The organism is Micromonospora halotolerans (assembly GCF_032108445.1).
GTDB lineage: Bacteria > Actinomycetota > Actinomycetes > Mycobacteriales > Micromonosporaceae > Micromonospora > Micromonospora halotolerans.
The window spans coordinates 229781-254265 of the sequence record NZ_CP134876.1; the positions used below are offsets into that span (position 1 = coordinate 229781).

Here is a 24485-nt window from a genome sequence, read left to right on the forward strand (position 1 = left end):
GGCTACTCCTCGACGACGTCGGCGATCACCACGGTGACGTTGTCCGGGCCGCCGGCCCGCAGCGCCAGGTCGATCAGCTTGGCCGCGCACGCCTCCCGCTCCGGGTAGCCGCCGAGCACCTCCGCGAGGGTGTCGGGGCGGACCACGTTGGAGAGCCCGTCGCTGCACAGCAACCAGCGGTCGCCGGCCCAGGGCACCATCGTCGCGTAGGTCGGGGAGACCTCGTCGCCCTGCAACGCCTGGGTGACCACGGCCCGGCGGGGGTGGCTGCTCGCCTGCTCGGCGGTGATCACGCCCTGGTCGACCAGCATCTGCACGAAGGTGTCGTCCCGGGTGACCTGCTTCAGCACGCCCTCCCGGAACAGGTAGGCCCGGGAGTCGCCGACGTGGGCCAGCGCCAGGCAGCTGCCGGTGCGGGCGAACAGCAGCGCCGTGAGGGTCGTGCCCATGCCCTGGCGTTCCGGGTCCTCCTCGACCGCCTGCCAGATCCGCGCGGTGGCCAGCTCGATGCTGCCCTGGAGGGCGGCGACCAGCGCGTCCTCCGGTGTCTCCACGTCCAGCGGCGCGAACGCGTCCATCGCGATGCGGCTGGCCAGGTCACCGGCGGCCATGCCGCCCATGCCGTCGGCGACGGCGACCAGCCAGTTGCCGGCGTGCTGGGCGTCCTGGTTGCCACTGCGGATCAGCCCACGGTCGCTCGCCCCGACGGAACGAAGCTTCAGGGTCATGGGACGCAGCCTGCCAGTTGTAGGGCTCGGTTGTCTCTAGGAGATCAGGACCATGCTACGTGGCGCGGCGAATCTCACTGTCGGCGGCGGCGCGCGGCCCATCGGACCGGATCGATTGACAGCGGGGGAACGCGCTGGAAACATCGGCCTGGTATTGGGAGCGCTCCCAGCTCCGACCCGTCCCCCTGCGCACGGAAGGAACCTCCGTGACCCCACCCCGACGTCGGCTCGCCGCCCTCGCCGCGGCCACCACCCTGGCGCTCACCGGCGGCACCGCCGGCCCGGCCCGCGCCGAGGTGCCGCCGGACGCCCCCGAACAACTGCGCAACGGCGACTTCAGCGCCGGCACGTCCCCCTGGTTCTCCTACGGCACCGGCGACCTCGGGGTGACCGACGGCCGGCTCTGCACGACCGTCCCCGGCGGCCTGGCGAACCCCTGGGACGCCGGCATCGGGCAGGACGCCGTGCCGCTGATCGCCGGCGCCGAGTACGAGCTCTCCTTCGACGTCTCCGCCACCCCCGGGGCCGCCGTCCGGGCGGTGCTCCAGCTCGGCAGCGCCCCCTACACGACCTACGCGAGCGTCGACGCCACCGCGAGCGCCGCCGCCCGCCACGTCACCACGACGTTCACCGCACCGGCCGACAACGCCGGAGCCCAACTGATCTTCCAGGTCGGTGGGAGCGTCGAGGCGCAGACGTTCTGCCTGGACGACGTCTCGCTGCGCGGCGGCGAGGCGGCCCCGCCGTACGAGCCGGACACCGGGCCGCGGGTGCGGGTCAACCAGGTGGGCTACCTGCCCGGCGGGCCGAAGAACGCCACCGTGGTCACCGACGCCGCCGAGGCGCTGCCCTGGCAGCTCCGCTCGGCCGCCGGGACCGTGGTGGCCGACGGGACCGCCACCCCGCGCGGCGTCGACCCGGCGTCGGGGCAGCGGGTGCAGACCGTCGACTTCTCCGCGTACCGCACCCCGGGCACCGGCTACACGCTTGTCGTCGACGGGGAGACCAGCCACCCGTTCGACATCACCGGCACCCTCTACGACCGGCTGCGCGCCGACTCGCTCCAGTTCTTCTACGCCCAGCGCAGCGGCGCCCCGATCGACGGCGACCTGATCGGCGCCGGCTACACCCGCCCGGCCGGCCACCTCGGCGTGGCGCCCAACCAGGGCGACACCGACGTGCCCTGCCAACCCGGCGTCTGCGACTACTCCCTCGACGTGCGCGGCGGCTGGTACGACGCCGGCGACCACGGCAAGTACGTGGTCAACGGCGGCATCGCCACCTACCAGCTGCTCAACGCCTTCGAACGCACCAGGACCGCCGAGAGCGCCGGCGGCGGGACGGCGCTGGGCGACGCCACCCTGCGGGTGCCCGAGCGGGGCAACCAGGTCCCGGACATCCTCGACGAGGCCCGCTGGGAGCTGGAGTTCCTGCTGCGCATGCAGGTGCCGGCCGGTCAACCGCTGGCCGGGATGGTCCACCACAAGATCCACGACCGGAACTGGACCGGGTTGCCGCTCGCCCCGCAGGACGACCCGCAGCCCCGCGAGCTGCACCCGCCGTCCACCGCCGCCACGCTCAACCTGGCCGCCGTGGCCGCCCAGTGCGCCCGCCTCTACGCCCCGTACGACGCCGCGTTCGCGGCCCGCTGCGGCGCCGCCGCCAGGACCGCGTACGCGGCGGCCAAGGCCCACCCGGCGGTCTACGCCTCGGCGTCCGACGGCACCGGCGGCGGCGCCTACGACGACACGAACGTGACCGACGAGTTCTACTGGGCGGCCGTCGAGCTGTGGCTGACCACCGGCGAGGCGGCGTACCTGACCGACCTCACCGCCTCGCCGCTGCACACCGCCGACGTCTTCGCCGCCGGCGGGGCGTTCGGCTGGCAGAGCGTGGCCGCGCTGGGCCGGCTCGACCTGGCCACCGTGCCCAACGGCCTGCCGGCCGCCGAGCGGACCCGGATCCGCGCCTCGGTCACCGCGGCGGCCGACCGCTACCTGGCCACCGTGCGGGACCAGGCGTACGGGCTGCCGCTGCCCGGCGCCGCCGACGCCTACGTCTGGGGCAGCAACAGCAACCTCGTCAACAACGCGGTCGTGCTGGCCACCGCGTTCGACCTGAGCCGGGACGCGAAGTACCGGGACGGGGCCGTGCAGAGCGCTGACTACCTGCTCGGCCGCAACGCGCTGAACATGTCCTACGTGACCGGCTGGGGCGAGCAGCACGCGCGCAACCAGCACAGCCGGATCTTCGCCCACCAGCTCGACCCCGACCTGCCGAACCCGCCGGCCGGTTCGCTGGCCGGCGGCCCCAACGCCGCCCTCCAGGACCCGTACGCGGCCAACCTGCTCGCCGACTGCGCGCCGATGCTCTGCTACGTCGACGACATCAACTCGTACGCGACCAACGAGGTGGCGATCAACTGGAACTCCGCGCTGGCGTGGCTGGCGTCGTTCCTCGCCGACCAGGGCGACGCGGCGGCCGTGCCGGCGCCGGCCTGCGCGGTCACGTACACCACCCACGGCAGCTGGCCGGACGGCTTCACCACCCAGGTCACCGTGAAGAACACCGGCAGCTCGGCGGTGAACGGATGGAGCCTCCGGTGGGCGTTCACCGGCGACCAGAAGGTGAGCGGCTACTGGTCGGCGAAGGTCACCCAGTCCGGCGCCACGGTCACCGCGAAGAACGAGTCGTGGAACGCGAGGATCGCCCCCGGCGGCACGGTCACCTTCGGGTTGAACGGCTCCACGTCCGGCGGCCCGAACCCCAACCCGAACCTGATCACCCTCAACGGCACCGCCTGCACCATCTCCTGACCGGTGCGGTGGCCTCCCGGTTCGACGGGAGGCCACCGCCGCCGGACGGGCGATCATGGAGGCATGGCCTACCTCTTCCTGCTCGGCGCGATCACCGCCGAGGTGATCGGCACCAGCCTGCTCAAGGCGACCGACGGCTTCACCCGGCTCTGGCCCACGCTCGGCGTCGCGATCGCGTACCTGTCGTCGTTCGGGCTGCTCTCCCTGACGGTCAGGGACATCCCGGTCGGCGTCGCGTACGCGGTCTGGTCCGGGCTCGGCACCGCCGCCATCATGGCGATCGGGGCGGCCTTCCTGGGTGAACCGCTCAGCGTCGCCAAGGTGATCGGCGCGGGCCTGGTGATCGCCGGAGTGGTCGTGCTGAATCTCGGCGGCACGCACTGACACCGAACCCGGTGGACGCCCGCGGCGCGCGTCCGCGAGGGTGGCGGCCATGGACGGGGATGGACTATCCGGCGCGGAGCGTCGGGTGTGGGCGGCGCTGATCTCCTGCCTGGCTACCGAGCGCCTGGTGCGGCCGTGAACGGTCTCGTGGTCCAGCGGATCCGGATCCGCTGGACCAGCCGGGACGCCGCCGCGGCCACCGTCCGGGGCCGGCTCCCTCAGGCGTACGCCCTGCCGCCCCTGCCGGCCGGCGGGCTCACCATGCACGAGGTGCTGCGGGACGAGGCCGCCGGCTACCGGCCGATGGAGGAGGTACGGGAGGGCGAGGCCGGGGCCCGCGAGGCGGGGCTCTGGATCGAATGGCGCGACGGCGTGGCGCTGGTCGACCGGCTGCCGAGCCATGCCTCGTTTCCGGTGCGGCGGGCCGACGCCCGCCTCTTCACCCTCGCCCCGGGCCAGCTCGGACGGTGGCGGGCGAACTTCCGTTTCACCGGCTGCCAGTGCTCCGCCCGCTGGTGGTACGAGCAGTGGACGGTGCACGTCGCCCACGCCCCGGCCCACGCCGACCCGTTCCGGGAGGCTCGCTGGTCACGGGACCGGGACGAGCGGGTGCACCTCTACGGCGGCCCGCGTCACGGCCGCCGCTGAGCCGGCGTCAGGACACCGGCCGCCGCATGGCGATCCGGTCGGCGGGGTCGAGCCCGAGCGCCGCCTCGGCGGCCAGCAGCGCGGCCAGCCCCGGGGTCACCTCGGCGCCGGTCAGCTCCTGGAACCCGCAACGCGCGTAGTACGGCCCGTTCCACGGCACGCTGCGGAACGTGGTCAGGGTCAGGGCCGGCAGTCCCGCCCCGGCGGCCCACCCGGCCACCTCGTCGAGCAACCCCCGGCCGATCCCCCGCCGGGCGTACGCCGGGTCGACGCTGAGCTGCTGGACGTGCGCGCAGCCGTCGACCAGGTCGACCACGGCGAAGGCCACGGGCCGGTCCGCGGCGTCGACCGCGACCCGGAGCCGGCCAGCCCCCTGGGCGGCGGCCAGCACGTCCAGTGGCAGCGGTGGCATGTCGGCCACGTCGGTCATGCCGATCTCCCGGAACGGGATGCCGGAGGCCACCTCGATCCGCTGCACCTCGGTCACCTCGTCGGCCCGGGCGGTCCTGCTGCGCTCCACGGCCCCGAGCCTGACAGAGCGGCACCCGGGCCCGCGAGCCGGTTTCGCGTCGCTACCTCCCCGACCCGGTGCCGGTCGGCTCGGCGGCGGTGTGACCGGGGTCGCGTGGCACGGGGCCGTCCACCCCGCGGCGCCAACCCTAGGGTCGAGGTCATGACCGTCAACGACGACGTCAGCGTCGACCTCGGCGCGGTGCGCGCCGCCGTCGCCCGACAGGCCGCGCGGGTGACCGAGGGTATCGCCGACATGGACCGCTACCTTGCGGCGCAGGTGGCTGACGAGTCGCACCGCGAGGTGACCGGGCCGTTGCTGGCGGGCGCCGGGGCGAGCGGCGTGATCCGCCACCGGGGCGAGGTGATCGACACCTGGGGCGACCCGGCGACGCCGGAGATGCTGTTCAGCGGCACGAAGGCCGTCGTCGCCACGGTTGCCGGGGTGGCCTTCGACCGGGGCCTGCTCGACCCGGCGGCGCGGGTGCTCGACACCGTCGAACACCCGTTCCTCGCCGGCCTCGCGGTCGAGGGGATCACCTGGGAGCACCTGCTCCAGCAGACCAGCGGCTGGAACGGCGAGCTCTGGGGCAAGCCCACCGGGGTGGACGCGCAGAGCCGCCGCGAGGGCTTCGAGCGGGAGGGCGCGCCCGGCACCGGGTGGGCCTACAACGACGTCCGGGTGAACCTGCTCTGCCTGGCGCTGACCCTGCTGTTCCGCCGGCCGCTCGGCGACGTGCTCCACGAGGCCGTGCTGGGTCCCCTCGGTGCCTCCTCTTCCTGGTCCTGGCACGGGTACGCGGACTCGCTGGTCGAGCTCGACGGGATCCGGGTGCCAGTGGTCAGCGGCGGCGCGCACTGGGGTGGAGGGCTCTGGATTCCGGCCACCGATCTGGCGCTGTTGGGCGAGGTCTACCGGGGCGGCGGGGCCTGGCGCGGCCGGCGGCTGCTCAGCGCGGAGTGGATCCGCCGCACGTGGGCGCCGTGCCCGCTCAACCCCGACTACGGCTACCTCTGGTGGCGCAACGACTCGGGTCGGGTGCAGCCGGGCGCGCCCCCGACGGGCCGCTGCGCGCGGGGTAACGGCGGCCGCCACCTGCTCTGGGTCGACCCTGCCCGCGAGCTGGTCATCGCCTCCCACTGGGGCGACCGCGTCGCCGAGCTGATCACCGAGGTCTCCGCGGTCCTGCCCGCACACCGCTGATGGGTCGGATCTCGCGGATCCCGCCGCCGGGCGCGCTGCGCACCCTCTCCCTGGCCACCCTGGCCAACACGGTGGGCTCCGGGCTCTGGCTGGCCGGCGGCGCCCTCTACCTGACCCGTGACGTCGGGCTCTCCCCCGCCGCGGTCGGCGCCGGCCTCACCGTCGCCTGGCTGGTCGGGCTCTCCGCCAGCGTGCCACTCGGCGCGCTGGCCGACCGACGTGACCCGCGGAGCCTCCGCGCCGCCATCCAGCTGGGCCAGGCGGTCGCGGCGGCGGCGTACCTGCTGGTGGGGTCGATGCCGGTGTTCCTCGCGGTCGCGATCCTCGAAACCCTGCTGGCCTCCGGCAACCTGGCGGTCCGCGCCACGCTCGTCGCCGCGGTCGCCGGCCCGCGGGGCCGGGTGCACGCCTTCGCCACCCTGCGCGCGGTGGCCAACCTGGGCATCGCGGTCGGCGCCGCGCTGGCCGGGTTCGCCCTGGCCGTGGACACCCACCGGGCGTACCAGGTGCTGGTGGTCGGGAACGCGGCCACCTACCTGCTGTCGGCGGTGCTGCTGATGCGACTCCCGGCCCACCGGCCGGCGCCCCGCGCTCCCACGGCCGGCCGACCGCGACGGGCGCGGGCGCTGCGGGACGGAAGGTTCCTCGCCGTGAGCGGCGCGTCGGCGGTGCTGGCCCTGCACCTGACCGTGCTCACGCTCGTGGTGCCGCTCTGGACGGTCACCCGGGCCGGCGCGCCGCCGCCGGTGGTGTCGGCGGTGCTGCTGACCAACACGGTGCTCACCGTGCTGCTGGCGGTCCGGCTGAGCCGGGGCGCGGACACCGCCGCTCCCGCCGCCCGGAAGCTGCGCCGGGCCGGCCTCGTGCTGGCGGCGGCGACGCCGCTCTACGCGGCCACCGCGGGCCTGCCCACCGTCCCGGCGGTCGTGCTGCTGCTGTTCGCCACGGCGGTCTGGACGTTCGGTGACCTGTGGCACGGCGCCGCCGGGGCGGGGCTCGCCTACGACCTGGCCCCGCCGGACGCCATCGGCGCCTACCAGGGGGCCGACGGGCTGCTCGCCGGACTGGCCCGGGCGGTCGGCCCGGCCCTGCTCACCCTGCTGGTGCTCGACGGCGGGGTGCCGGGCTGGCTGGCGCTCGGCGCGCTCTTCGCCGGCGTCGGCCTGGCCGCCCCGGCGCTGACCCGGTGGGCGCTGGCGAACCGGGAGCCGGCCCCGCCGCTGGCCGGCGATCGTCCGGCCGCGCCCGTGTAGCAGCATGGCGGCATGACGGACCAGCAGACCATCGCGATCCGCCCCGGCGGGCCGGACGACGCCGCCACCGTGCTGCGGCTGCTCGACAGCGCCACCGCGTGGCTGGCGGCGCGCGGCCGGACCGGCCAGTGGGGCACCGAGCCGGCCTCGACCGACCCGCGCCGGATCGCGCAGGCCGACGCGTGGGCGGGCGGCGGCGGGCTGTACCTGGCCCGGCTCGGCGAGGCCACGGTGGGCGCCCTCGTGGTGGGATCGGCCACCGCGTACGTGCCGCCGGCCACCGAACCGGAGCTGTTCGTCAACCTGCTCGTCACCGACCGGGCGTACGCGGGCCACGGGATCGGGGCGCGGCTGCTCGCGTACGCCGCGGAGCTGGCCCGGGACCGTGGCCTGGGGCTGCTCCGGGTGGACTGCTACGGCGGGGACGACCGGGCGCTGGTCCGGTTCTACGAGGGCTGCGGCTTCACGGCCACCGACCGGTTCACCGTCGAGCGCCCGGGCCGGCCGCCGTGGCCCGGGCAGGTGCTGGAACGCCGCCTGGGCTGAGCGGTCAGCCGATCTCCTCGTCGACGAAGCACCAGCGCCAGGTCTCGCCGGGCTGGACCGAGCGCATCACCGGGTGCCCGCTCGACTCGAAGTGCTTCGTGGCGTGCTGGTAGGGCGAGGAGTCGCAACAGCCCACGTGCCCGCAGGTCAGGCAGGCCCGCAGGTGCACCCAGTCGTCGTTGCCGATGGCCACGCAGTCGGGGCACTCGGTCGTGGTCGTCGGCTCGGCGTCGCCCGCCTCGGTCAGGTGCTGGCAGCTCACTCGTCGGTCTCCTGTCGCAGCAACGACTCCTCCAGGTCCAGGTCGCGGTAGGCGCGGACCAGCACCTCCTCCGGGATCTTCCCGGAGTCACGGGCGGCCCGGAACACCTCCCGCTCCGCGTCGATCATCTCCTGCCGCAGTCGACCGTACGCCCGCGAGGGGGTCTCCCGCTCCTCACCCCCGAGCCGTTCCCACGCCAGGTTGGTGCGGCTCTGCACCAGCCCGCGCAGCCGTTCCACGACAGCGTCCGGCGCCCCGCCCGCCAGCTCCTCCAGCCGTTCCCGGGCGGCCCGGCCGGCCTGCTGCTGCACGGCGGCGGCGGAGAGCGCGTCCTGCACCGGGTCGTCCGGCGGCAGTTTCGCCGCCCGCGCCACGGCCGGCAGGGTGGCGCCCTGCCCGACCAGCGTCACCACGATCACCGCGAACGCGAGCCAGATGAACAGCTGCCGCGGGTACGCCCGGTCGTTGGCCAGGGTGAGCGGCAGCGCGAGCGCGGCGGCGAGGGTGACCACGCCGCGCATCCCGGCCCAGCCGATGACGAACGGGACCTGCACCGGGGTCGGCGCCTCCCGGCGGCGGGCCTGCGGCACCAGCCGGGCCAGGTAGGTGGCGGGGACGAGCCAGACGAACCGGGCCAGCACGACGGCGGCCAGCACCGCGGCGGTGACCCCGACCAGCCGGCCGACCGGCTCGTCCAGGTCCCGGACCACCTCGGGCAACTGCAGGCCGACCAGCAGGAAGACCAGCCCCTCCAGCAGGAACTGGATCAGCCGCCAGAACGCACCCACCTGGAGCCGGGACGCGGCGGACATCAGCAGCGGCTGCTTGTGCCCGATGCCCAGCCCGGTGACCACCACGGCGACCACCCCGGAGGCGTGGATCTCCTCGGCGGCGAAGACCACCGCGAACGGCACGATCAGCGACAGCGCGTTGTCCAGCACCGGGTCGGTGATGCGCTTGTGCAGGGAGCCGAAGAGCACCACGCCGAGCAGCCCGACGAGGACGCCGCCGCCGGCGGACACCAGCACCTCCCAGGCCACCGCGCCGACCCCGACGTGACCGCCGGCCGCGGTGGCGGCGGCCACCGCCACCCGCAGCAGCACCAGCGCCGTGGCGTCGTTGACCAGGCTCTCCCCCTCCAGGATCGTCACGATCCGCCGGGGCAGGCCCACCCGCCGGGCCACCGCGGTGGCGGCGACCGCGTCGGGCGGCGCCACGACCGCGCCGAGCGCCAGGCAGATCGCGTACGGGACGCCGGGCAGGATCAGGTGGACGACGGTGCCCACCACGAACGCGGTGAAGAGCACCAGCCCGACGGCGAGCAGCAGGATCGGCCGGAGGTTGAGCCGGAACGCCGGCACCGACGTCTTCAGCGCGGCCACGTAGAGCAGCGGCGGCAGGATGCCCACCAGCACCAGTTCCGGGTCGAGGCGGACCTGGGGGAAGCCCGGCACGAAGGACAGCACGAGGCCGAGCACGACCAGCAGGATCGGCGCCAGCAGGCCGAGTCGCCGGGCCAGCGCCGCGCCGAAGGTCGCGATCGCGAGAAAGGCCACGACCTCGATCAGAGCTTCCATGGAGTACGAGCCTAGGCGGCCGGCGGCCCCGACGTGATCACGAGGCGGTACGGAGCTTCGGCAGCACCTCGGCCCCGAAGGTGTCGATGAAGGCGCGCTGCTCCTGCCCGACGTGGTGCAGGGCGATCTGGTCGAAGCCCAGGGCGAGGTACTCCTCCAGCCAGCCGACGTGCCGGCCCAGGTCGGCGGAGACGTTGACCACCGAGGTGACGCGCTCCATCGGCACGTTCTCGCTGACCGCGTCGAAGTGCTCGGCCAGTTCCAGATCCCAGCAGACCGGCGGGGCGAAGACGTTGCTGCGCCACTGGTCGTACGCGACGGCCTCGGCCTCGGCCTGCTCGGGCGCCCAGCTCACGTGCACCTGCAGGTGCAAAGGCCCGCGCCCGCCGGCGTCCCGGTAGGCGTCGATCATGCGCCGCAGGTGCGCCACCGGCGCGTTGACGGTGATCAGCCCGTCGGCCCACTCGGCGCACCAGCGGGCGGTCTCGACGCTGACCGCCGCGCCGATGAGCGCGGGCGGCTGCTCGGGCCGGGTCCACAGCTTCGCCCGGTCCACGGTGACCAGGCCGTCGTGGCTGACCTCCTCGCCGGAGAGGAGCGCCCGGATCACGTCCACGCACTCGCGCAGCCGGGCGGCGCGGACGTCCTTGCGCGGCCAGCCGGTGCCGGTGATGTGCTCGTTGCTCGCCTCGCCCGTGCCAAGCGCGGCCCAGAACCGGCCCGGGTACATGGCGGCCAGGGTGCCGATGGCCTGCGCGACGACGGCCGGGTGGTAGCGCTGGCCGGGCGCGTTGACCACGCCGAACGGCAGGTTGGTGGCCTGGAGCGCGGCGCCGAGCCAGGACCAGGCGAAGCCGGAGTGGCCCTGCCGGGCGCTCCACGGCGAGAAGTGGTCCGAGGACATGGCGGCGTCGAAGCCGGCCCGCTCGGCGTGGATCACCGCCGCCAGCAGTTGGGCCGGGTGGATCTGCTCGTGGGACGCGTGGAAGCCGAACACCGTCATGGGCGCACCTCCTACCCATGACGGCGTCCGGTCAATCGCGACTACTCCGAGTGCGCCCCGGCCCCGGCGCCGGCCTCCCCCTCGCCGACCCAGACGGTCTTGGTGTTGCAGAACTCCCGCATGCCCACGGCGGACAGCTCGCGCCCGTACCCGGAGTTCCGCACCCCGCCGAAGGGCAGCTCCGGGTACGACGTGGTCATGCCGTTGATGAAGACGTTGCCGGCGTCCAGGTCGACGGCGAAACGCTCCTGCTCGGCCGGGTCCTCGGTCCACGCGTTGGAGCCGAGGCCGAAGTTGGTGCCGTTCGCGATCTCGATGGCCTCCTCGTAGGAGTCGGCCCGGTAGAGGCCGGCGACCGGCCCGAACACCTCCTCGGACCACATCCGCATCCCCGGCCGCAGGTCGGTGACCACGGTCGGCGGGTAGTACCAGCCGTCGCCGGACGGCTTCTCCCCGCCGCACAGCACGGTGGCGCCGTTGTCGACCGCGTCCTGCACCTGGGCGTGGATCTCGTCCCGGCCGCTCTCGCTGGCCAGTGGGCCCACGTCGGTGTTCTCGTCCATCGGGTCGCCGACCCGCAGCGCCGACATCCGGGCGGCGAACTTCTCGGCGAAGGCGTCGAAGACGTCGGTGTGCACGATGAACCGCTTGGCGGCGATGCAGGACTGGCCGTTGTTCTGGCAGCGGGCCGTGGTGGCCACCTCCGCCGCCTTGTCCAGGTCGGCCGAGGGCATCACCACGAACGGGTCGCTGCCGCCGAGCTCCAGCACGGTCTTCTTGAGCTCCCGGCCGGCGATCTGGGCGATCGAGCGGCCGGCCCGCTCGCTGCCGGTGAGCGTGGCGGCCCGGACCCGGGGGTCGCTGAGGATGCGGTCCACCTTCTCGGAGCCGACCAGCAGGGTGGTGAAGGCGCCCTCCGGGAAGCCGGCCCGGCGGAACAGCTCCTCCAGGTAGAGGGCGGTCTGCGGGACGTTGGAGGCGTGCTTGAGCAGGCCGGTGTTGCCGGCCATGAGGGCCGGTGCGGCGAACCGCATCACCTGCCAGAGCGGGAAGTTCCACGGCATCACGGCCAGCACCGGGCCGAGCGGCTGGTGGCGGACGTACGCCCGCTTGGCCTTGACCGCGGCGGCGTCGGCGGGCTCGTCGGCGAGCATCTTCGGGGCGTTGGCGGCGTAGAAGCGGCAGGCCGTGGCGCACTTGGTCACCTCGGCCTTCGCCGCGGCGTAGGTCTTGCCCATCTCGGTGGTCATCAGCCGGGCGGTCTCGTCCCGCTCGGCCTCCAGCAGGTCGGCGGCGGCGATCATCCACCGGCCGCGCTCGGCGATCGTGGTCCCGTGCAGCTGGTGGAAGGCCAGGTCGGCCCGCTCGATCGCCGCGTCGATCTGCTCGTCCGACATGGGGTCGTACGTCTTGAGCACCTGTCCGGTGGCGGGATTGGTGGTGGCGATGGACATGTCGTACTCCTGTCACTCGAACAGCGAGTGCCGCACGCCCGGCTCCTCGCGGCGGCGCGCGGCGCGGCGGCGCTGGATGACGACGAGGTCGACCACGGCCACCACGGCGAGGATCGCGCAGACGACGCCCAGCCAGGTCACGCCGGCGGCGAACGCGAGCACCGCGAAGACGGTCATGACGACGAGGCCGAAGAGGGCGAGGGCGAGCCGCAGGTTCAGCGCGCTGTACGCGTGGCCGACCGTGCCGCGGGCACGGCGGGGCTGTGATCGCGTCATTCCCCCGGGCTACCCCGGCACGGCCCGGCCTAACCAGGTCCCCCCGGTCGTAACACGGGGATGTGAACGACGGTTGTCGATGCCGAAAAGGCGACAGTGCCCCCGTCCGGACGGCCGGGGCGCATAGGGTCGACGCGCCGCTTCTGCCGCCGGACGGGGGACGGTATGCCTCGACGTTGGATCGCCGCGCTGGCCTGCCTCGCGGCGCTGGTCGCGCTCGCCTGCGACGGCTCGGGCTCGGCGTCGCCCCGCCCGTCGGGCTCCGCGCCCCCGGGCACGGCGACGGTGCTGACCGCGCTCGGCGACTCGATCACCAGCGGCTTCGGCTCCTGCCTGGTGCTGGTGACCTGCGAGCGCAACTCCTGGTCCAGCGGGGACGGCCTGCGGGTGCGCAGCCTCTACCGGCGGCTGCACGAGGACGACCCGGCGCTGCGGGCCCACAACCGGGCGGTGCCGGGCGCCCGCGCGGCCGGCCTCACCGACCAGGCCCGTGCGGCGGTACGCGACCGGGCCGACCTGGTCACGGTGCTGATCGGGGCGAACGACGCCTGCCGGAACGACATCGACGACATGACCGCGCCGGCCACCTTCCGGAGACAGGTCGACGCGGCGCTGGCGGTGCTGCGCAGGGGCCGGCCGAAGGCCCGGGTGCTGGTGGTCAGCCTGCCCGACCTGCACCGGCTCTGGGAGCTCGGGCACACCGAGCCCCGCGCGGTGCGGGCCTGGTCACGTGGCGTCTGCCCGGCCCTGCTGGCCGACGCCACGTCGACCGCGCCGGCCGCGGTGGCCCGCCGGGTCCGGTTCCGGGAGCGGATCGACGCCTACGACGCGCAGCTGCGCGCCGCCTGCCGCGCGTACGGGTCGCGCTGCCGGTGGGACGGCGGCGCGGTGCACCGGACCCGGTTCGGCCTGGACGAGGTGAACGCGCTGGACTGGTTCCACCCGAACGCCGCCGGCCAGGATCGCCTCGCCGACGTCACCTGGGACGCCGCCGGCTGGGCCGGCTGACCCGGGGGCCGGCCGATGGCACCGCGCTGACCACCGCAGGCCGGCGCCCGCCCGCGGCGGTCAGGGCCGGCGCGGGCCGGGGAGCTGGCGCGGGCCGCCCCGGTAGAGGGCGCGGGCCCGGTCGGCGAGGTCCCGGGTGGCCGACGAGTTGGCCCAGGTGCCCAGGATGATCGCGGCGCCGGGGATCACCTTGGCGAACATCCGCTTGGCGGCCCGCACCCCGGCCATCCGGGCCAGCCGGACGCCGAGCTGGAGCATCACCCGGCCGAGCGGGCGCTGCCCGCCCATGCCGAACAGCGCGCCGGCCCGCTCCCGACCGGCGGCCACCCCGAGGGCGAGCCGGGCGCTCTCGGCGACCTTGTGCACCCGCTGAAGCACGAGCAGGTCGGTGGCCCGGTCGGGGTGGACCGCGTCGACCCCGTACGCGGCGGCCACGTGCAGCACGAGCCGGGCCTGGGTCCACGCGAGCACGCCCACGTCGATCACCGCGCCGGGCAGCCCGGCCGCGCCGGAGACCGCGCCGGAGAGCCGGGCGTGGTTGACGAACTTGCGCACCGCCTGGTCGGCCAGCTCGTCGGCGGGGACGTCCGGATGCTGCGCCCGCTCCCGCTCGGCCCACTGCGCCGCCTCCGCCCCGAGCCGGCGCACCGCCTCCAGGGCCAGGTGCTCCGGCGCGTACTGCGGGTCGTCCCGCATCCGGTCCCAGAGCCGGGCCGGGGGCCCCTCCGGCGCCTCCACCGGCGCGGTCGGCTTCGGGGGGTGGGTGGGTTCGCCGTCGACGGGGGCGGAGTCGGTCACGAGGGGGCTCCCGGGGGTCGTTGCTGCGGGGGCGGAGCGGTCAGCGTCGGCGGGACAACAGCCGGGTGGCGAGCTGCTTGAGCCTCGCCTGGTTCTCCGGCTTGGCCAGCTCGCGCCGGCCGCGGTCGACCAGCTGCTGACCGCGGGGCGATCGCAGGAAGGCGGTGAGTCGTTGCATCAGCGCCATGACGTCCTCCTGTCCGCGGCCCCCCTCATGTTGTACCCGGGACCGGCAAGTCCCTGGTACCCGGCCCGGCCCGGCGGCAACCCCGGCCGGGCGTCAGCCCAGGATCTCCTTGACCACCGTGTTGGCGCGCCACTCGTGCTGGGCGTACGCGTCGGGGAACGCGGAGACCTGGACGGCCTGGGCCGCGACGGTGAGCGGCAGGTCCTGCCAGCCGGGGATCTCCTCCAGGGCGGAGAGGAACGCCTTGGTGGCGTACTCCGGGTCCATCAGCTCCTCGACCGTGCCCCAGCCGCTGCTCGGCCGCTGCTGGAACAGCCCGACCGAGTCGTGGTCCCAGCCGATGGCCTGGTGCGGGTAGTTCTGCGACTCGGGCAGCACGGCGCTGGCGTAGTTGAGCAGGGTGCTCTCCTGCATGGCGGTGGCCACGGCGATGACCAGGCCGCGGCGCGGCACACCCATCTCCCGGCCGGCCTGCACGATCTTCTTGGCGTTGTTCATCTGGGTCTGGTCCAGGCCGGCGACCGGGACGATCCGGCGCGGCTTGGGCTTGGCCTTCGGCTTCGGCTTGGTGGTCGCCGACGGGCTGGCCGAGGGGGCGGCGCCGGGGGTGGCCGGTGCGGTGGTCTCCCGGGTCAGGCCGCGGGAGGCGGCGTCGACGGCCGCGCGCTGGGCGACCTCGGCCGAGGCGGCGGGGTTCGGGGTGTCACCGGCGGGGCGGGCGCCGATCTGGCTGAAGCCGCCGACCAGGCCGAGGCAGCAGACCGCGCCGGTGGCCACGGCCATCTTCGTCCGGCCGGGCCGGGCGGCGAGGGGGTTCAGCAGGGCGGTGAGGCGGGTACGCAGGGAACCGCGGGCAGTGGATGCCTCCGCGCAAGCGGTCAACTGATCGGTCGAGGGGGTATCGTCCGAACGGTCAGCCGAGCCGTCGAGGCCGTACTGGTCGTCGAGGGTGCCGTCGTCACGCATTCGACGAGGCTAGACAGGGCAAACCGGGATCACCCAGGCCCATGGGGTGGTCCTCGCCACAGTCTGCGCCCGCAGAACCGGACAGCCGTCGCCGCCCCGGGCCGGCCGGTGACGGACCTCGCGACCCGGGAAAACCTCCGGTGTGGCCCGGGTCGCACCGGCCCGGGCAGGAACCTCGCAGCCTTCCCGGGCCCGCCCAGTGATCGACTAACTCGTCCTTTCGGTGGACCCGCACCCGGACCGGGAGGAGGAGCGATCCCGGGCCGTCGCCGAATTGTGATCATCGGTCGGCCCGTAACGGAATGGACCACGGCGGCCGGTACGTTGGCCGAACGGGGTGCCCCGTGCGCGCGGCCCGCCCCGTACGCGTCGACAGGAAGGTCCGAACCGGTGCTCGACCCACACGAGCTCTACGAACTCAGCGACGATCTGCCCGATCTCGGCCAACCGGTGCTGATCCAGGCCCTCACCGGTTTCGTCGACGCCGGCAGCGCCACCCGGCTGGCCCGGGAGCAGCTGCTCACCTCCCTGGAGGCGCGGCCCATCGCCCGCTTCGACGTCGACCAGCTCTTCGACTACCGCTCCCGCCGGCCGGTGATGACCTTCGTCGAGGACCACTGGGCCGACTACGACGCCCCCGCGCTGGAGCTGCACCTGCTGCACGACGACGACGAGACCCCGTTCCTGCTGTTCACCGGCCCCGAGCCGGACGTCCAGTGGGAACGTTTCGTGGCCGCCGTGGCCGCGCTCTCCGCGCGGCTCGAGGTCCGGCTCACCGTCGGGCTCAACTCGATCCCGATGGCCGTCCCGCACACCCGGCCCACCGGCGTCACCGCGCACGCCACCCGGCGCGAGCTGATCTCCGGGTACGAGCCCTGGCTCCAGAAGGTCCAGGTACCCGCCGGCGTGGGCCACCTGCTGGAATATCGCCTCGGCGAGCGGGGTCGCGACGCCCTCGGCTTCGCCGCGCATGTGCCGCACTACGTCGCCCAGACCGAGTACCCGGCCGCCGCCGAGGCGCTGCTCGCCGCGGTGTCCCGCAGCACCGGGCTGCTGCTGCCCCGCGACGGCCTGCGCGCCGCCGCCGAGGTGGTGCGGGTGGAGATCGACCGCCAGGTCGCCCAGACCGAGGAGGCGGCCACCCTGGTCCAGGCCCTGGAGGAGCAGTACGACGCGTTCGCCCGCGGGCGCGGCGAGAAGAGCCTGCTCGCCCCGGAGACCGGCCCGCTGCCCACCGCCGACGAGCTGGGCGCCGAACTGGAACGCTTCCTCGCCGAGCAGACCCGGCCCGGGGACACCCCGGAACGCTGACCGGCGGCCGGGCCGGCGCGGCACCCGGGAAGCGACGGCGCGACACCCCGCGGGCTGACCCGGCGGGGTGACCGCCGATGCGGCAGGCTGGAGACATGCGCCTGGCGACCTGGAACGTCAACTCGGTGAAGGCCCGCCTCCCCCGCCTGCTCGATTGGCTGGCCACCACGAAGCCCGACGTCGTCTGCCTGCAGGAGACCAAGTGCCCCGACGGGGCCTTCCCGGTCGCCGAGGTGGGCGAGCTGGGCTACGAGGCGGCCAGCCACAGCGACGGCCGGTGGAACGGGGTGGCCGTCCTGTCCCGCGTGGGGCTGGCCGACGTGGCGGTCGGCTTCCCCGGCGAGCCGGGCTTCCCCCTGCCCGAGGCCCGGGCCATCTCGGCCACCTGCGCCGGCCTGCGGGTCTGGTCGGTGTACGTGCCGAACGGCCGCTCCCCCGACGACCCGCACTACGCGTACAAGCTGGCCTGGTTCGCCGCGCTGCGCGACGCCCTGGAGCCGGAGGTGGCCGGCGGGCTGCCCGTTGCCGTCTGCGGGGACTTCAACGTCGCCCCGACCGACGCCGACGTCTGGGACCCGAAGCTCTTCGTCACCTCCACCCACGTCACCCCGGCGGAGCGGGCCGCCCTGGCCGCGCTGCGCGACCTCGGCCTCAGCGACGTGGTGCCGACACCCATGAAGGGGCCGCACCCCTACACCTACTGGGACTACCGGGCCGGCATGTTCCACCAGAACAAGGGCATGCGGATCGACCTGGTCTACGCCACGGCGCCGTTCGCCCGCGCGGTCACCTCCGCGTACGTGGACCGGGAGGCCCGCAAGGGCAAGGGCCCCTCCGACCACGCCCCGATCGTGGTCGACGCCGACCTGGTGCCGGCCGTCGAGTCGTTCTGACCCGGCTCGTTAGGGTGGAGCCATGGCAGTCGTGAAGATCAACGCGATCGACGTCCCGCCGGGCGCCGGCGAGGAGCTGGAGAAGCGGTTCGCGGCCCGGGCCGGCGCGGTGGAGAACTCCCCCGGCTTCCTCGGCTTCGAACTGCTCCGCCCGGTCGGCGGGGAGAGCCGCTACTTCGTCTACACCCGCTGGGAGACCGAGGAGGCCTACCAGGCGTGGGCGCAGGGGCCGTCCCGGGCCGCGCACGCCGGCGGCCAGGGCGGCGAGCCGCGCAAGCCGGTGTCCACCGGCGCCACGCTGCTGGAGTTCGAGGTCGTCCAGCAGGTCCCCGCCAAGGGCTGAACCCTCCTACTTCCGAGATGGTCGACGCCACGTCGGCCATGAGCTTGAGGGCCCAGTCGAGCTGCGGGCAGGTGTCCTGATCGCGGCACTCCAGGCAGCCGCCGGCCCGCCAGGGCTGGTCGAGGGCCCCGGTCCAGTGCGTGTCGATGATCCGCATCATCGCGAACAACTCGTCGGCGGGCGTGATGTCGCCGTCATCCATCGGCATGGCCGACGCCTACCGACGCGTCGCCGACGACATCGAAGCCAAGATCCGTGCCGGCGAATACGGGCCTGGGCAGCAACTGCCGTCCGTGTCGGAGATCGGCGAGATCTACAACGTCGCCAGGTCGACGGCCTACCGGGCCGTCAAGGAGCTGCACGCGCGCAATCTCGTCTACGGCCAGCAGGGCCAGGGCGTCTTCGTCGCCGAGGCGGAGTAGCCGAACACTCCTGGCTTGAGTCGTTGCTGACGTCAGCACCCAGGGCGTCCGCGATGCACGCGTCGCTCGCCGCCCCCTCTCCAGCCCCTACGAACTTGATGCCGCAGGTGAATCACCCCGGCGCCGCTGCCGCCACGAGTGACTCATCTACGTCATCAAGTTCCTAGCGGCTCGTGGACCACCGCCGACCCGTCCACGGCGCCGCCGTCGCGGGTGCCCGGCGCGCGAGACCCGCGGTCTTCAGGGGTTGCCGGTGTCGAGGAGGGAGGCGAACGCGATCACGTTGTCCTGGTAGCCGGTGTGGCCGCCCACCCACTCGCCGCCGCAGGTGATCAGCCGCAGCTCGGCCGGCCCGGCGTCGCCGTACACCCGGTCGGCGGGGAGGTTGGCCTTGTCGAAGTACTCGACGGTGTCGACCTTGAAGGTCACCACGCTGTGGTCCGCCCGGGTCACCTCGATCCGGTCCCCCGGCTTCAGGTCGTGCAGCCGGTAGAAGACCGCCGGCCCGCTCTTGGTGTCCACGTGCCCGACGATGATCGCCCGGCCCGGGTCGCCGGGCACGGCTCCGCGGTCGTACCAGCCGGTCTGGTGGTGCTGGGTCAGCGGCGGGACCGCGATCGAGCCGTCCCGGGCCTGACCGACCGGGGTGACCGGGGCGGTGATCTTGATGGCCGGCACGGCGAGGCGGACCGGAAGGCTGGTCGGCTCCCGCGCCCGGGTCGGCTCGGCGGTGCGGTGGCTCGACCCGGTCGCCGCGTCGGCCCAGTCGAACGGCCCGGCGGTCCGGCCCAGCCCGGCGCCGGTGGCGAAGACCCCGACCAGCACCAGCAGCACGGCGAGCGGCACCGACCACGGGCTCCGGCCGGTGGCCCGGGGGCTGGGCTGGGGGGTGGGGTTCGCGGCCATGGCGGGGCTCAGCGCCGGGCGGCGCCACGGAGGGTACGGGGCTGCCGGCGGGACGCGGCCACGCCGACCACCGCGCCGGCCACGGTCAGCGCCAGCCCGACCGGCACGAGCAGCCCACCGCCGAGCCCGCCGCCGGCCGTGCCGCCGAAGCCGGTCGCCGGCCCCCGGCTGGGCTGCACCCGCTTGACGACCTGGAGCATGGTGGACGCCGTCTGCCCGCTGGGGCACTCCAGTTTCACCCGGTAGTTGCCGGGGCGGGTGCGGTCCCGGACCATCGGCGAGGCGGTGAGCAGGCCGCGCTGCGGCTGCACCTGGACCCGGCCGAACGCGTCGGACACCACGGTGGCCGGCACCGAATTGTCCCGGCAGCTCGCCCGGATGCCGACCAGGAAGCCGGCCTCGACGGTGCTCGGCGTGACCTCGACGAAGATCAGGTCGGTCGGGGGTTGCGTGCCGGGCTGGCCGGGCACCGGCTCGGCGGCGGGGGCGGCCGCTCGCACCGTCGCCGCGGCCGACCCCGGGGCGGCCTGGGCGGGCAGCGCGCCGACCAGCGGGGCGGTGCACGCGGCGGCCGCGACCAGCAGCGCCGCACGTCCCGTGACTGACACCATGCCCCCTCCCGGCGTCGGGGTCGGGCGGCGGGCCACCCGTCCTGCCGTACGGGATGAATCCTCTCACCCCGGGCCGCCCACCACATCCGATCCGCTCCGGCGGTCGCGTACGCTCGGATCGCTGTGACCTCCACCGACTTCAGCGCCGCGCCGCCGGCCCACGCCGCCCGTATCCGCACCTTCCACCCGCGTCGCGGGCGGATGAGCGACCGGCAGCGCGACGCGCTGGCCCGGCTCTGGCCCGCGTACGGCCTGGAGATCGACGACCTGGACGGGCCGTGCGATCCGGCGGCGCTGTTCGGACGGCGGGCGCCGCTGGTGCTGGAGATCGGTTCCGGCATGGGCGACGCCACCGCGGCGATGGCGGCCGCCGACCCGGACCGACACTATCTGGCGGTTGAGGTGCACACGCCCGGAATCGCCAACCTGCTCGACCTGGTCGAACGGCACGGGCTGGGCAACGTGCGGGTGGCCAAGGGCGACGCGCTGGACCTGGTGCGGGTCATGCCGGAGGGCTGCCTGGACGCGGTGCACGTCTTCTTCCCCGACCCGTGGCCGAAGGCCCGGCACCACAAGCGGCGGATCATCCAGCCGGGCCACGTGGCGCTGCTGCGCTCCCGGCTGGTCCCCGGCGGGACGCTGCACTGCGCGACCGACTGGGCCGAGTACGCCGAGTCGATGCGGGAGACGCTGACCGCCGACCCGGAGCTGGTCGACGTGCACGGCGGCTTCGCGCCCCGCCCGACGCACCGGCCGGTGACCAAGTTCGAGCGCCGGGCGCTGACCGCCGGGCGGGAGATCTTCGACCTGATCCACCGGCGGCGCTGAACCCGGTTGGCGCGGCGGCCCATGATCCAGGCACGATGGGAGCCGCCATGACTCTCACCGCCGCGCTGCCGAAGAGCGCCGACCCCGACACCCTCTACGACGCGTTCGCCGGCTGGGCGTCCGAGCGCGGTCTCGACCTCTACCCCCACCAGGAGGAGGCGGTCATCGAGATCGTCTCCGGCGCGAACGTGATCATGAATACGCCGACCGGCTCGGGCAAGAGCCTGGTGGCGATCGCGGCGCACTTCGCCGCGCTGGCCGACGACCGGACCACCTTCTACACGGCGCCGATCAAGGCGCTGGTCTCGGAGAAGTTCTTCGCCCTCTGCGAGGTCTTCGGCGCCGAGAACGTCGGCATGCTCACCGGCGACGCCAGCGTCAACGCCGACGCCCCGATCATCTGCTGCACGGCGGAGATCCTGGCCAACCTGGCGCTGCGCGAGGGCGCCCGCGCCGACGTCGGCCAGGTGGTCATGGACGAGTTCCACTTCTACGCCGAGCCGGACCGGGGCTGGGCCTGGCAGGTGCCGATCATCGAGCTGCCGCAGGCCCAGTTCGTCCTGATGTCCGCGACACTCGGCGACACCACCCGCTTCGTGGACGACCTGACCCGGCGCACCGGGCGGCCGACCGCCGTCGTCCGCTCGGCCGAGCGGCCGGTCCCGCTCCTCTTCTCGTACGCGATGACGCCGCTGCACGAGACCCTGGAGGAGCTGCTGGCGACCAAGCAGGCCCCGGTCTACGTCGTGCACTTCACCCAGGCCGCCGCGCTGGAACGCGCCCAGGCGCTGATGAGCGTCAACGTCTGCACCCGCGCGGAGAAGGACATGATCGCGCAGGCGATCGGGAACTTCCGGTTCACCTCGGGCTTCGGCAAGACGCTGTCCCGGCTCGTCCGCCACGGCATCGGCGTGCACCACGCCGGCATGCTGCCCAAGTACCGCCGCCTCGTGGAGACGCTGGCCCAGGCCGGGCTGCTCAAGGTCATCTGCGGCACCGACACCCTCGGCGTCGGCATCAACGTGCCGATCCGCACGGTGCTCTTCACCGGCCTGTCGAAGTACGACGGCACCCGGACCCGGCTGCTCAAGGCCCGCGAGTTCCACCAGATCGCCGGCCGGGCCGGCCGGGCCGGCTTCGACACCCTCGGCCGGGTCGTGGTGCAGGCTCCCGAGCACGTCATCGAGAACGAGAAGGCCCTCGCCAAGGCGGGCGACGACCCGAAGAAGCGCCGCAAGGTGGTGAAGAAGAAGCCGCCGGAGGGCTCCATCGGCTGGGGCGAGCCGACCTTCCAGCGCCTGGTCGAGGCCGAGCCGGAGCCGCTGACCTCCAGCTTCCAGGTCAGCCACTCGATGCTGCTCAACGTCATCGGCCGCCCCGGCGACGCGTTCGCCTCGATGCGGCACCTGCTCACCGACAACCACGAGGACCCGGCCGCCCAGCGCCGGCACATCCGCCGGGCCATCGCCATCTACCGGGCGCTGCGGGCCGGCGGCGTGGTCGAGGAGCTGCCCGAGCCCGACGAGCAGGGCCGCCGGGTGCGGCTGACCGTCGACCTCCAGCTCGACTTCGCGCTCAACCAGCCGCTCTCCCCGCTCGCCCTGGCCACCGTCGAACTGCTCGACCGGGAGTCCCCGTCGTACGCGCTGGACGTGCTCAGCGTGATCGAGTCGATCCTGGACGACCCGCGCCAGGTGCTCTCCGCGCAGCAGTTCAAGGCCCGCGGCGAGGCGGTCGCCGCCATGAAGGCCGAGGGCATCGAGTACGAGGCCCGGCTGGAACTCCTCGACGAGGTGACCTGGCCGAAGCCCCTCGCCGAGCTGCTCGAGTCGGCGTACGAGATGTACCGGCAGGGCCACCCGTGGGTCGCCGACCACCAGCTCTCCCCCAAGTCCGTGGTCCGGGACATGTACGAGCGGGCCATGACCTTCACCGAGTACGTCCAGTTCTACGGCCTGTCCCGCTCCGAGGGCCTGGTGCTGCGCTACCTCGCGGACGCGTACAAGACGCTGCGGCAGACCGTCCCCGAGGACGCCAAGACCGAGGAGCTGGTCGACCTCATCGAGTGGCTGGGCGAGCTGGTCCGCCAGGTCGACTCCAGCCTCATCGACGAGTGGGAGCGGCTGCGCAACCCGTCCGACGTGGCGGAGGTGGCCGCCTCGCTGGACGACCGGCCGCCGGCGGTCACCCGCAACGCCCGGGCGTTCCGGGTGCTGGTGCGCAACGCGCTGTTCCGCCGGGTCGAGCTGGCCGCGCTGCGCCGCTGGGACCTGCTCGGCGAGCTGGACGCCGAGCACGGCTGGCACGCGGACGCGTGGGCGGACGCGCTGGAGCCGTACTTCGAGGCGTACGACTCGATCGGGGTGGGGCCGGACGCGCGCGGGCCGGCGCTGCTCATGATCGAGCAGGGTCGGGAGCGGTGGACCGTACGCCAGATCCTGGACGACCCGGAGGGCGACCACGACTGGGGCATCAGCGCCGAGATCGACCTGTCCGCCTCCGACGAGGCGGGCGCCGCGGTCGTCCGGATCACCGACGTCGGGCAGCTCTAGATCGCTTCTCCCCCACCGGCCAGTTGGTCACCGAGCGGGCTGCGGCGATACAGCACGTGCCGTCCGTCCCGGGCGCGGGTGACCAACCCGGTCGCGTGGAGGACGCGCAGGTGTTGGGACACGGCGCTGGGCGTCACGGTGAGCCGGCGGGCGATCTCCACCGTCGCCAGGGGCTCGTCGAGGAGGCCCAGCAGTCCCGCTCTGGGCGCGCCGAGCAACGCGGTGAGGGCCCCGGCGTCCGTGGTGGGCGCCGGGAGCCACAGCGTGGCCACCCCGCGACAGGGGTAGGCCAGCAGCGGTGGTTCCTCCGCGCTGACCGGCGGGGCGGGCTTGTGGGCGAAGACGGACGGCACCAGCAGCAGCCCCCGGCCGGCGGCCGCGACCCGGTGCCGGCCGATCATCCTGTCGATGTGCAGCACGCCGTCGTGCCACCGCACGTTGGGGTGCATGTCGGCGAAGAGCAGGCGGGCGCCGCCGACGGCCAACTGCCGGGCGCGGTAGGTCATGTCGGCTTCCAGCACGAGTCGCATCTGGGGCCAGGTCGGCCTCACGGCGATCTCCCAGTAGGCCGCCAGGAGGCTGCAGACGGCCTCACGGAGCCGCACGATGTCCGCATCGCCGCCCGTGGTGACCTCGCTCAGGACGTCGGGCAGCCGGCGCCGCCCGTAGACGGCCAGCAGGTCGCGCCGCACCACGTCCGGCGGCGTCCGGCGTACCCGGGCCAGTTCCTCGTCGAAGGTCGGGGCGAAGCTCGCCGGCCGGGGGGTGAGGAAGTCCGGCACCGCGCGGTCCGGCCCGACCAGCGACATCAGCAGGGCGGTGTCGAGCCCGTCGAGCCGGCCGAGCACCGACCGGCGCCATGGCAGGTGCAGCGCGTACAGGCCCGGCTCGCGCAGCACCCGGAGGCTGAGGACGGTCTCGTGGATCGGTGAGATCCCGAACCGGGTGTCGGCGAGGTCCTCGACGCCGAGCTCAAAGCTGATCATTAAGCGATATGCT

General features: G+C 74.2%; 26 protein-coding genes. 13 read left to right on the forward strand and 13 right to left on the reverse strand.

From position 1 onward, the window contains the following. Positions 1–2: 2 nt before the first annotated feature. Positions 3–728, reverse strand: coding sequence for a PP2C family protein-serine/threonine phosphatase (locus RMN56_RS01130; RefSeq protein ID WP_313721933.1), 726 nt, complete (start codon positions 726–728; stop codon positions 3–5). A gap of 206 nt (positions 729–934) precedes the next feature. Between RMN56_RS01130 and RMN56_RS01135 the strand changes: the two genes are divergently transcribed. The 3 genes from RMN56_RS01135 (at position 935) to RMN56_RS01145 (ending at position 4576) form a co-directional block, all read left to right on the forward strand. Continuing rightward, positions 935–3544 carry a glycoside hydrolase family 9 protein gene (locus RMN56_RS01135; RefSeq protein ID WP_313721934.1) on the forward strand — a complete coding sequence of 870 codons (2610 nt, stop codon included), beginning with the start codon at positions 935–937 and terminating at the stop codon, positions 3542–3544. A 63-nt stretch (positions 3545–3607) separates the two neighbouring features. Next, positions 3608–3928: a DMT family transporter gene (locus RMN56_RS01140; RefSeq protein ID WP_313721935.1), complete on the forward strand. Its 321-nt coding sequence runs from the start codon at positions 3608–3610 to the stop codon at positions 3926–3928. Positions 3929–4063: 135 nt separating this feature from the next. After that, positions 4064–4576 (forward strand): hypothetical protein, encoded by a 513-nt coding sequence (locus tag RMN56_RS01145; RefSeq protein WP_313721936.1) that lies wholly within the window; start codon positions 4064–4066, stop codon positions 4574–4576. A gap of 7 nt (positions 4577–4583) precedes the next feature. Here the strand turns inward: RMN56_RS01145 and RMN56_RS01150 are convergent, their stop codons facing one another. Continuing rightward, positions 4584–5096: a GNAT family N-acetyltransferase gene (locus tag RMN56_RS01150; protein WP_313721937.1), complete on the reverse strand. Its 513-nt coding sequence runs from the start codon at positions 5094–5096 to the stop codon at positions 4584–4586. A 153-nt stretch (positions 5097–5249) separates the two neighbouring features. Here RMN56_RS01150 and RMN56_RS01155 point away from each other — a divergent pair, with 153 nt between their 5' ends. Genes RMN56_RS01155 through RMN56_RS01165 form a run of 3 tightly spaced genes read left to right on the forward strand, consistent with a single transcriptional unit; the run spans position 5250 to position 8089 of the window. Next, positions 5250–6290: a serine hydrolase domain-containing protein gene (locus RMN56_RS01155; protein WP_313721938.1), complete on the forward strand. Its 1041-nt coding sequence runs from the start codon at positions 5250–5252 to the stop codon at positions 6288–6290. Beyond that, positions 6290–7543: an MFS transporter gene (locus RMN56_RS01160; protein ID WP_313721939.1), complete on the forward strand. Its 1254-nt coding sequence runs from the start codon at positions 6290–6292 to the stop codon at positions 7541–7543. Before RMN56_RS01155 ends, RMN56_RS01160 begins: the two co-directional genes overlap by 1 nt. A gap of 12 nt (positions 7544–7555) precedes the next feature. Next, on the forward strand, positions 7556–8089 hold the full coding sequence (locus RMN56_RS01165) for a GNAT family N-acetyltransferase (protein ID WP_313721940.1): 534 nt from the start codon (positions 7556–7558) through the stop codon (positions 8087–8089). A gap of 4 nt (positions 8090–8093) precedes the next feature. Here the strand turns inward: RMN56_RS01165 and RMN56_RS01170 are convergent, their stop codons facing one another. The 5 genes from RMN56_RS01170 to RMN56_RS01190 are packed head-to-tail and all read right to left on the reverse strand — an operon-like array spanning position 8094 to position 12661. Continuing rightward, positions 8094–8351 (reverse strand): UBP-type zinc finger domain-containing protein, encoded by a 258-nt coding sequence (locus RMN56_RS01170; RefSeq protein WP_313721941.1) that lies wholly within the window; start codon positions 8349–8351, stop codon positions 8094–8096. Further along, positions 8348–9928 (reverse strand): Na+/H+ antiporter, encoded by a 1581-nt coding sequence (locus RMN56_RS01175; RefSeq protein ID WP_313721942.1) that lies wholly within the window; start codon positions 9926–9928, stop codon positions 8348–8350. Before RMN56_RS01175 ends, RMN56_RS01170 begins: the two co-directional genes overlap by 4 nt. Before the next feature lie 37 nt (positions 9929–9965). After that, a complete protein-coding gene (locus RMN56_RS01180) occupies positions 9966–10931 on the reverse strand; it encodes a TIGR03885 family FMN-dependent LLM class oxidoreductase (protein ID WP_313721943.1) in 966 nt (321 codons plus the stop codon). Between the two features lie 41 nt (positions 10932–10972). Next, positions 10973–12385, reverse strand: coding sequence for an NADP-dependent succinic semialdehyde dehydrogenase (locus RMN56_RS01185; RefSeq protein WP_313721944.1), 1413 nt, complete (start codon positions 12383–12385; stop codon positions 10973–10975). A 12-nt stretch (positions 12386–12397) separates the two neighbouring features. Next, positions 12398–12661 (reverse strand): DUF6343 family protein, encoded by a 264-nt coding sequence (locus tag RMN56_RS01190; RefSeq protein WP_313721945.1) that lies wholly within the window; start codon positions 12659–12661, stop codon positions 12398–12400. Positions 12662–12826: 165 nt separating this feature from the next. Here RMN56_RS01190 and RMN56_RS01195 point away from each other — a divergent pair, with 165 nt between their 5' ends. Beyond that, positions 12827–13669 (forward strand): GDSL-type esterase/lipase family protein, encoded by an 843-nt coding sequence (locus tag RMN56_RS01195; RefSeq protein ID WP_313721946.1) that lies wholly within the window; start codon positions 12827–12829, stop codon positions 13667–13669. A 60-nt stretch (positions 13670–13729) separates the two neighbouring features. Here the strand turns inward: RMN56_RS01195 and RMN56_RS01200 are convergent, their stop codons facing one another. The 3 genes from RMN56_RS01200 to RMN56_RS01210 all read right to left on the reverse strand — a co-directional run bounded on the left by RMN56_RS01200 (position 13730) and on the right by RMN56_RS01210 (position 15620). Beyond that, a complete protein-coding gene (locus RMN56_RS01200; protein WP_313721947.1) occupies positions 13730–14467 on the reverse strand; it encodes an EcsC family protein in 738 nt (245 codons plus the stop codon). Between the two features lie 40 nt (positions 14468–14507). Continuing rightward, positions 14508–14654: a hypothetical protein gene (locus tag RMN56_RS01205; protein ID WP_313721948.1), complete on the reverse strand. Its 147-nt coding sequence runs from the start codon at positions 14652–14654 to the stop codon at positions 14508–14510. Positions 14655–14747: 93 nt separating this feature from the next. Then, the gene (locus RMN56_RS01210; RefSeq protein WP_313721949.1) at positions 14748–15620 is read right to left on the reverse strand and encodes a peptidase M23; all 873 of its coding nucleotides are present in this window, start codon (positions 15618–15620) and stop codon (positions 14748–14750) included. Between the two features lie 390 nt (positions 15621–16010). Here RMN56_RS01210 and RMN56_RS01215 point away from each other — a divergent pair, with 390 nt between their 5' ends. The 4 genes from RMN56_RS01215 to RMN56_RS01230 all read left to right on the forward strand — a co-directional run bounded on the left by RMN56_RS01215 (position 16011) and on the right by RMN56_RS01230 (position 18589). Continuing rightward, a complete protein-coding gene (locus tag RMN56_RS01215) occupies positions 16011–16931 on the forward strand; it encodes a proteasome assembly chaperone family protein (RefSeq protein ID WP_313721950.1) in 921 nt (306 codons plus the stop codon). Positions 16932–17026: 95 nt separating this feature from the next. Further along, complete coding sequence (locus RMN56_RS01220; RefSeq protein ID WP_313721952.1) at positions 17027–17824, forward strand: exodeoxyribonuclease III; 798 nt, start codon at positions 17027–17029, stop codon at positions 17822–17824. 22 nt (positions 17825–17846) lie between these two features. Then, positions 17847–18167 (forward strand): antibiotic biosynthesis monooxygenase family protein, encoded by a 321-nt coding sequence (locus RMN56_RS01225; RefSeq protein ID WP_262283707.1) that lies wholly within the window; start codon positions 17847–17849, stop codon positions 18165–18167. A 146-nt stretch (positions 18168–18313) separates the two neighbouring features. Next, positions 18314–18589 carry a GntR family transcriptional regulator gene (locus tag RMN56_RS01230; protein WP_313721954.1) on the forward strand — a complete coding sequence of 92 codons (276 nt, stop codon included), beginning with the start codon at positions 18314–18316 and terminating at the stop codon, positions 18587–18589. Positions 18590–18829: 240 nt separating this feature from the next. On the opposite strand, the gene RMN56_RS01235 is transcribed toward RMN56_RS01230, so the two are convergent. Together RMN56_RS01235 and RMN56_RS01240 are read right to left on the reverse strand one after the other, a co-directional pair. Next, complete coding sequence (locus tag RMN56_RS01235; RefSeq protein ID WP_313721956.1) at positions 18830–19495, reverse strand: class F sortase; 666 nt, start codon at positions 19493–19495, stop codon at positions 18830–18832. Positions 19496–19503: 8 nt separating this feature from the next. Beyond that, on the reverse strand, positions 19504–20106 hold the full coding sequence (locus RMN56_RS01240) for a hypothetical protein (protein ID WP_313721957.1): 603 nt from the start codon (positions 20104–20106) through the stop codon (positions 19504–19506). Positions 20107–20229: 123 nt separating this feature from the next. On the opposite strand from RMN56_RS01240, the gene trmB reads away from it, so the two are divergent. Next, positions 20230–20934 (forward strand): tRNA (guanosine(46)-N7)-methyltransferase TrmB, encoded by a 705-nt coding sequence (gene trmB / locus RMN56_RS01245; RefSeq protein ID WP_313721958.1) that lies wholly within the window; start codon positions 20230–20232, stop codon positions 20932–20934. 47 nt (positions 20935–20981) lie between these two features. Continuing rightward, on the forward strand, positions 20982–23486 hold the full coding sequence (locus RMN56_RS01250) for a DEAD/DEAH box helicase (RefSeq protein WP_313721959.1): 2505 nt from the start codon (positions 20982–20984) through the stop codon (positions 23484–23486). On the opposite strand, the gene RMN56_RS01255 is transcribed toward RMN56_RS01250, so the two are convergent. Continuing rightward, positions 23483–24472: an ArsR/SmtB family transcription factor gene (locus tag RMN56_RS01255; protein ID WP_313721961.1), complete on the reverse strand. Its 990-nt coding sequence runs from the start codon at positions 24470–24472 to the stop codon at positions 23483–23485. The genes RMN56_RS01250 and RMN56_RS01255 overlap by 4 nt on opposite strands. Positions 24473–24485 lie beyond the last annotated feature (13 nt).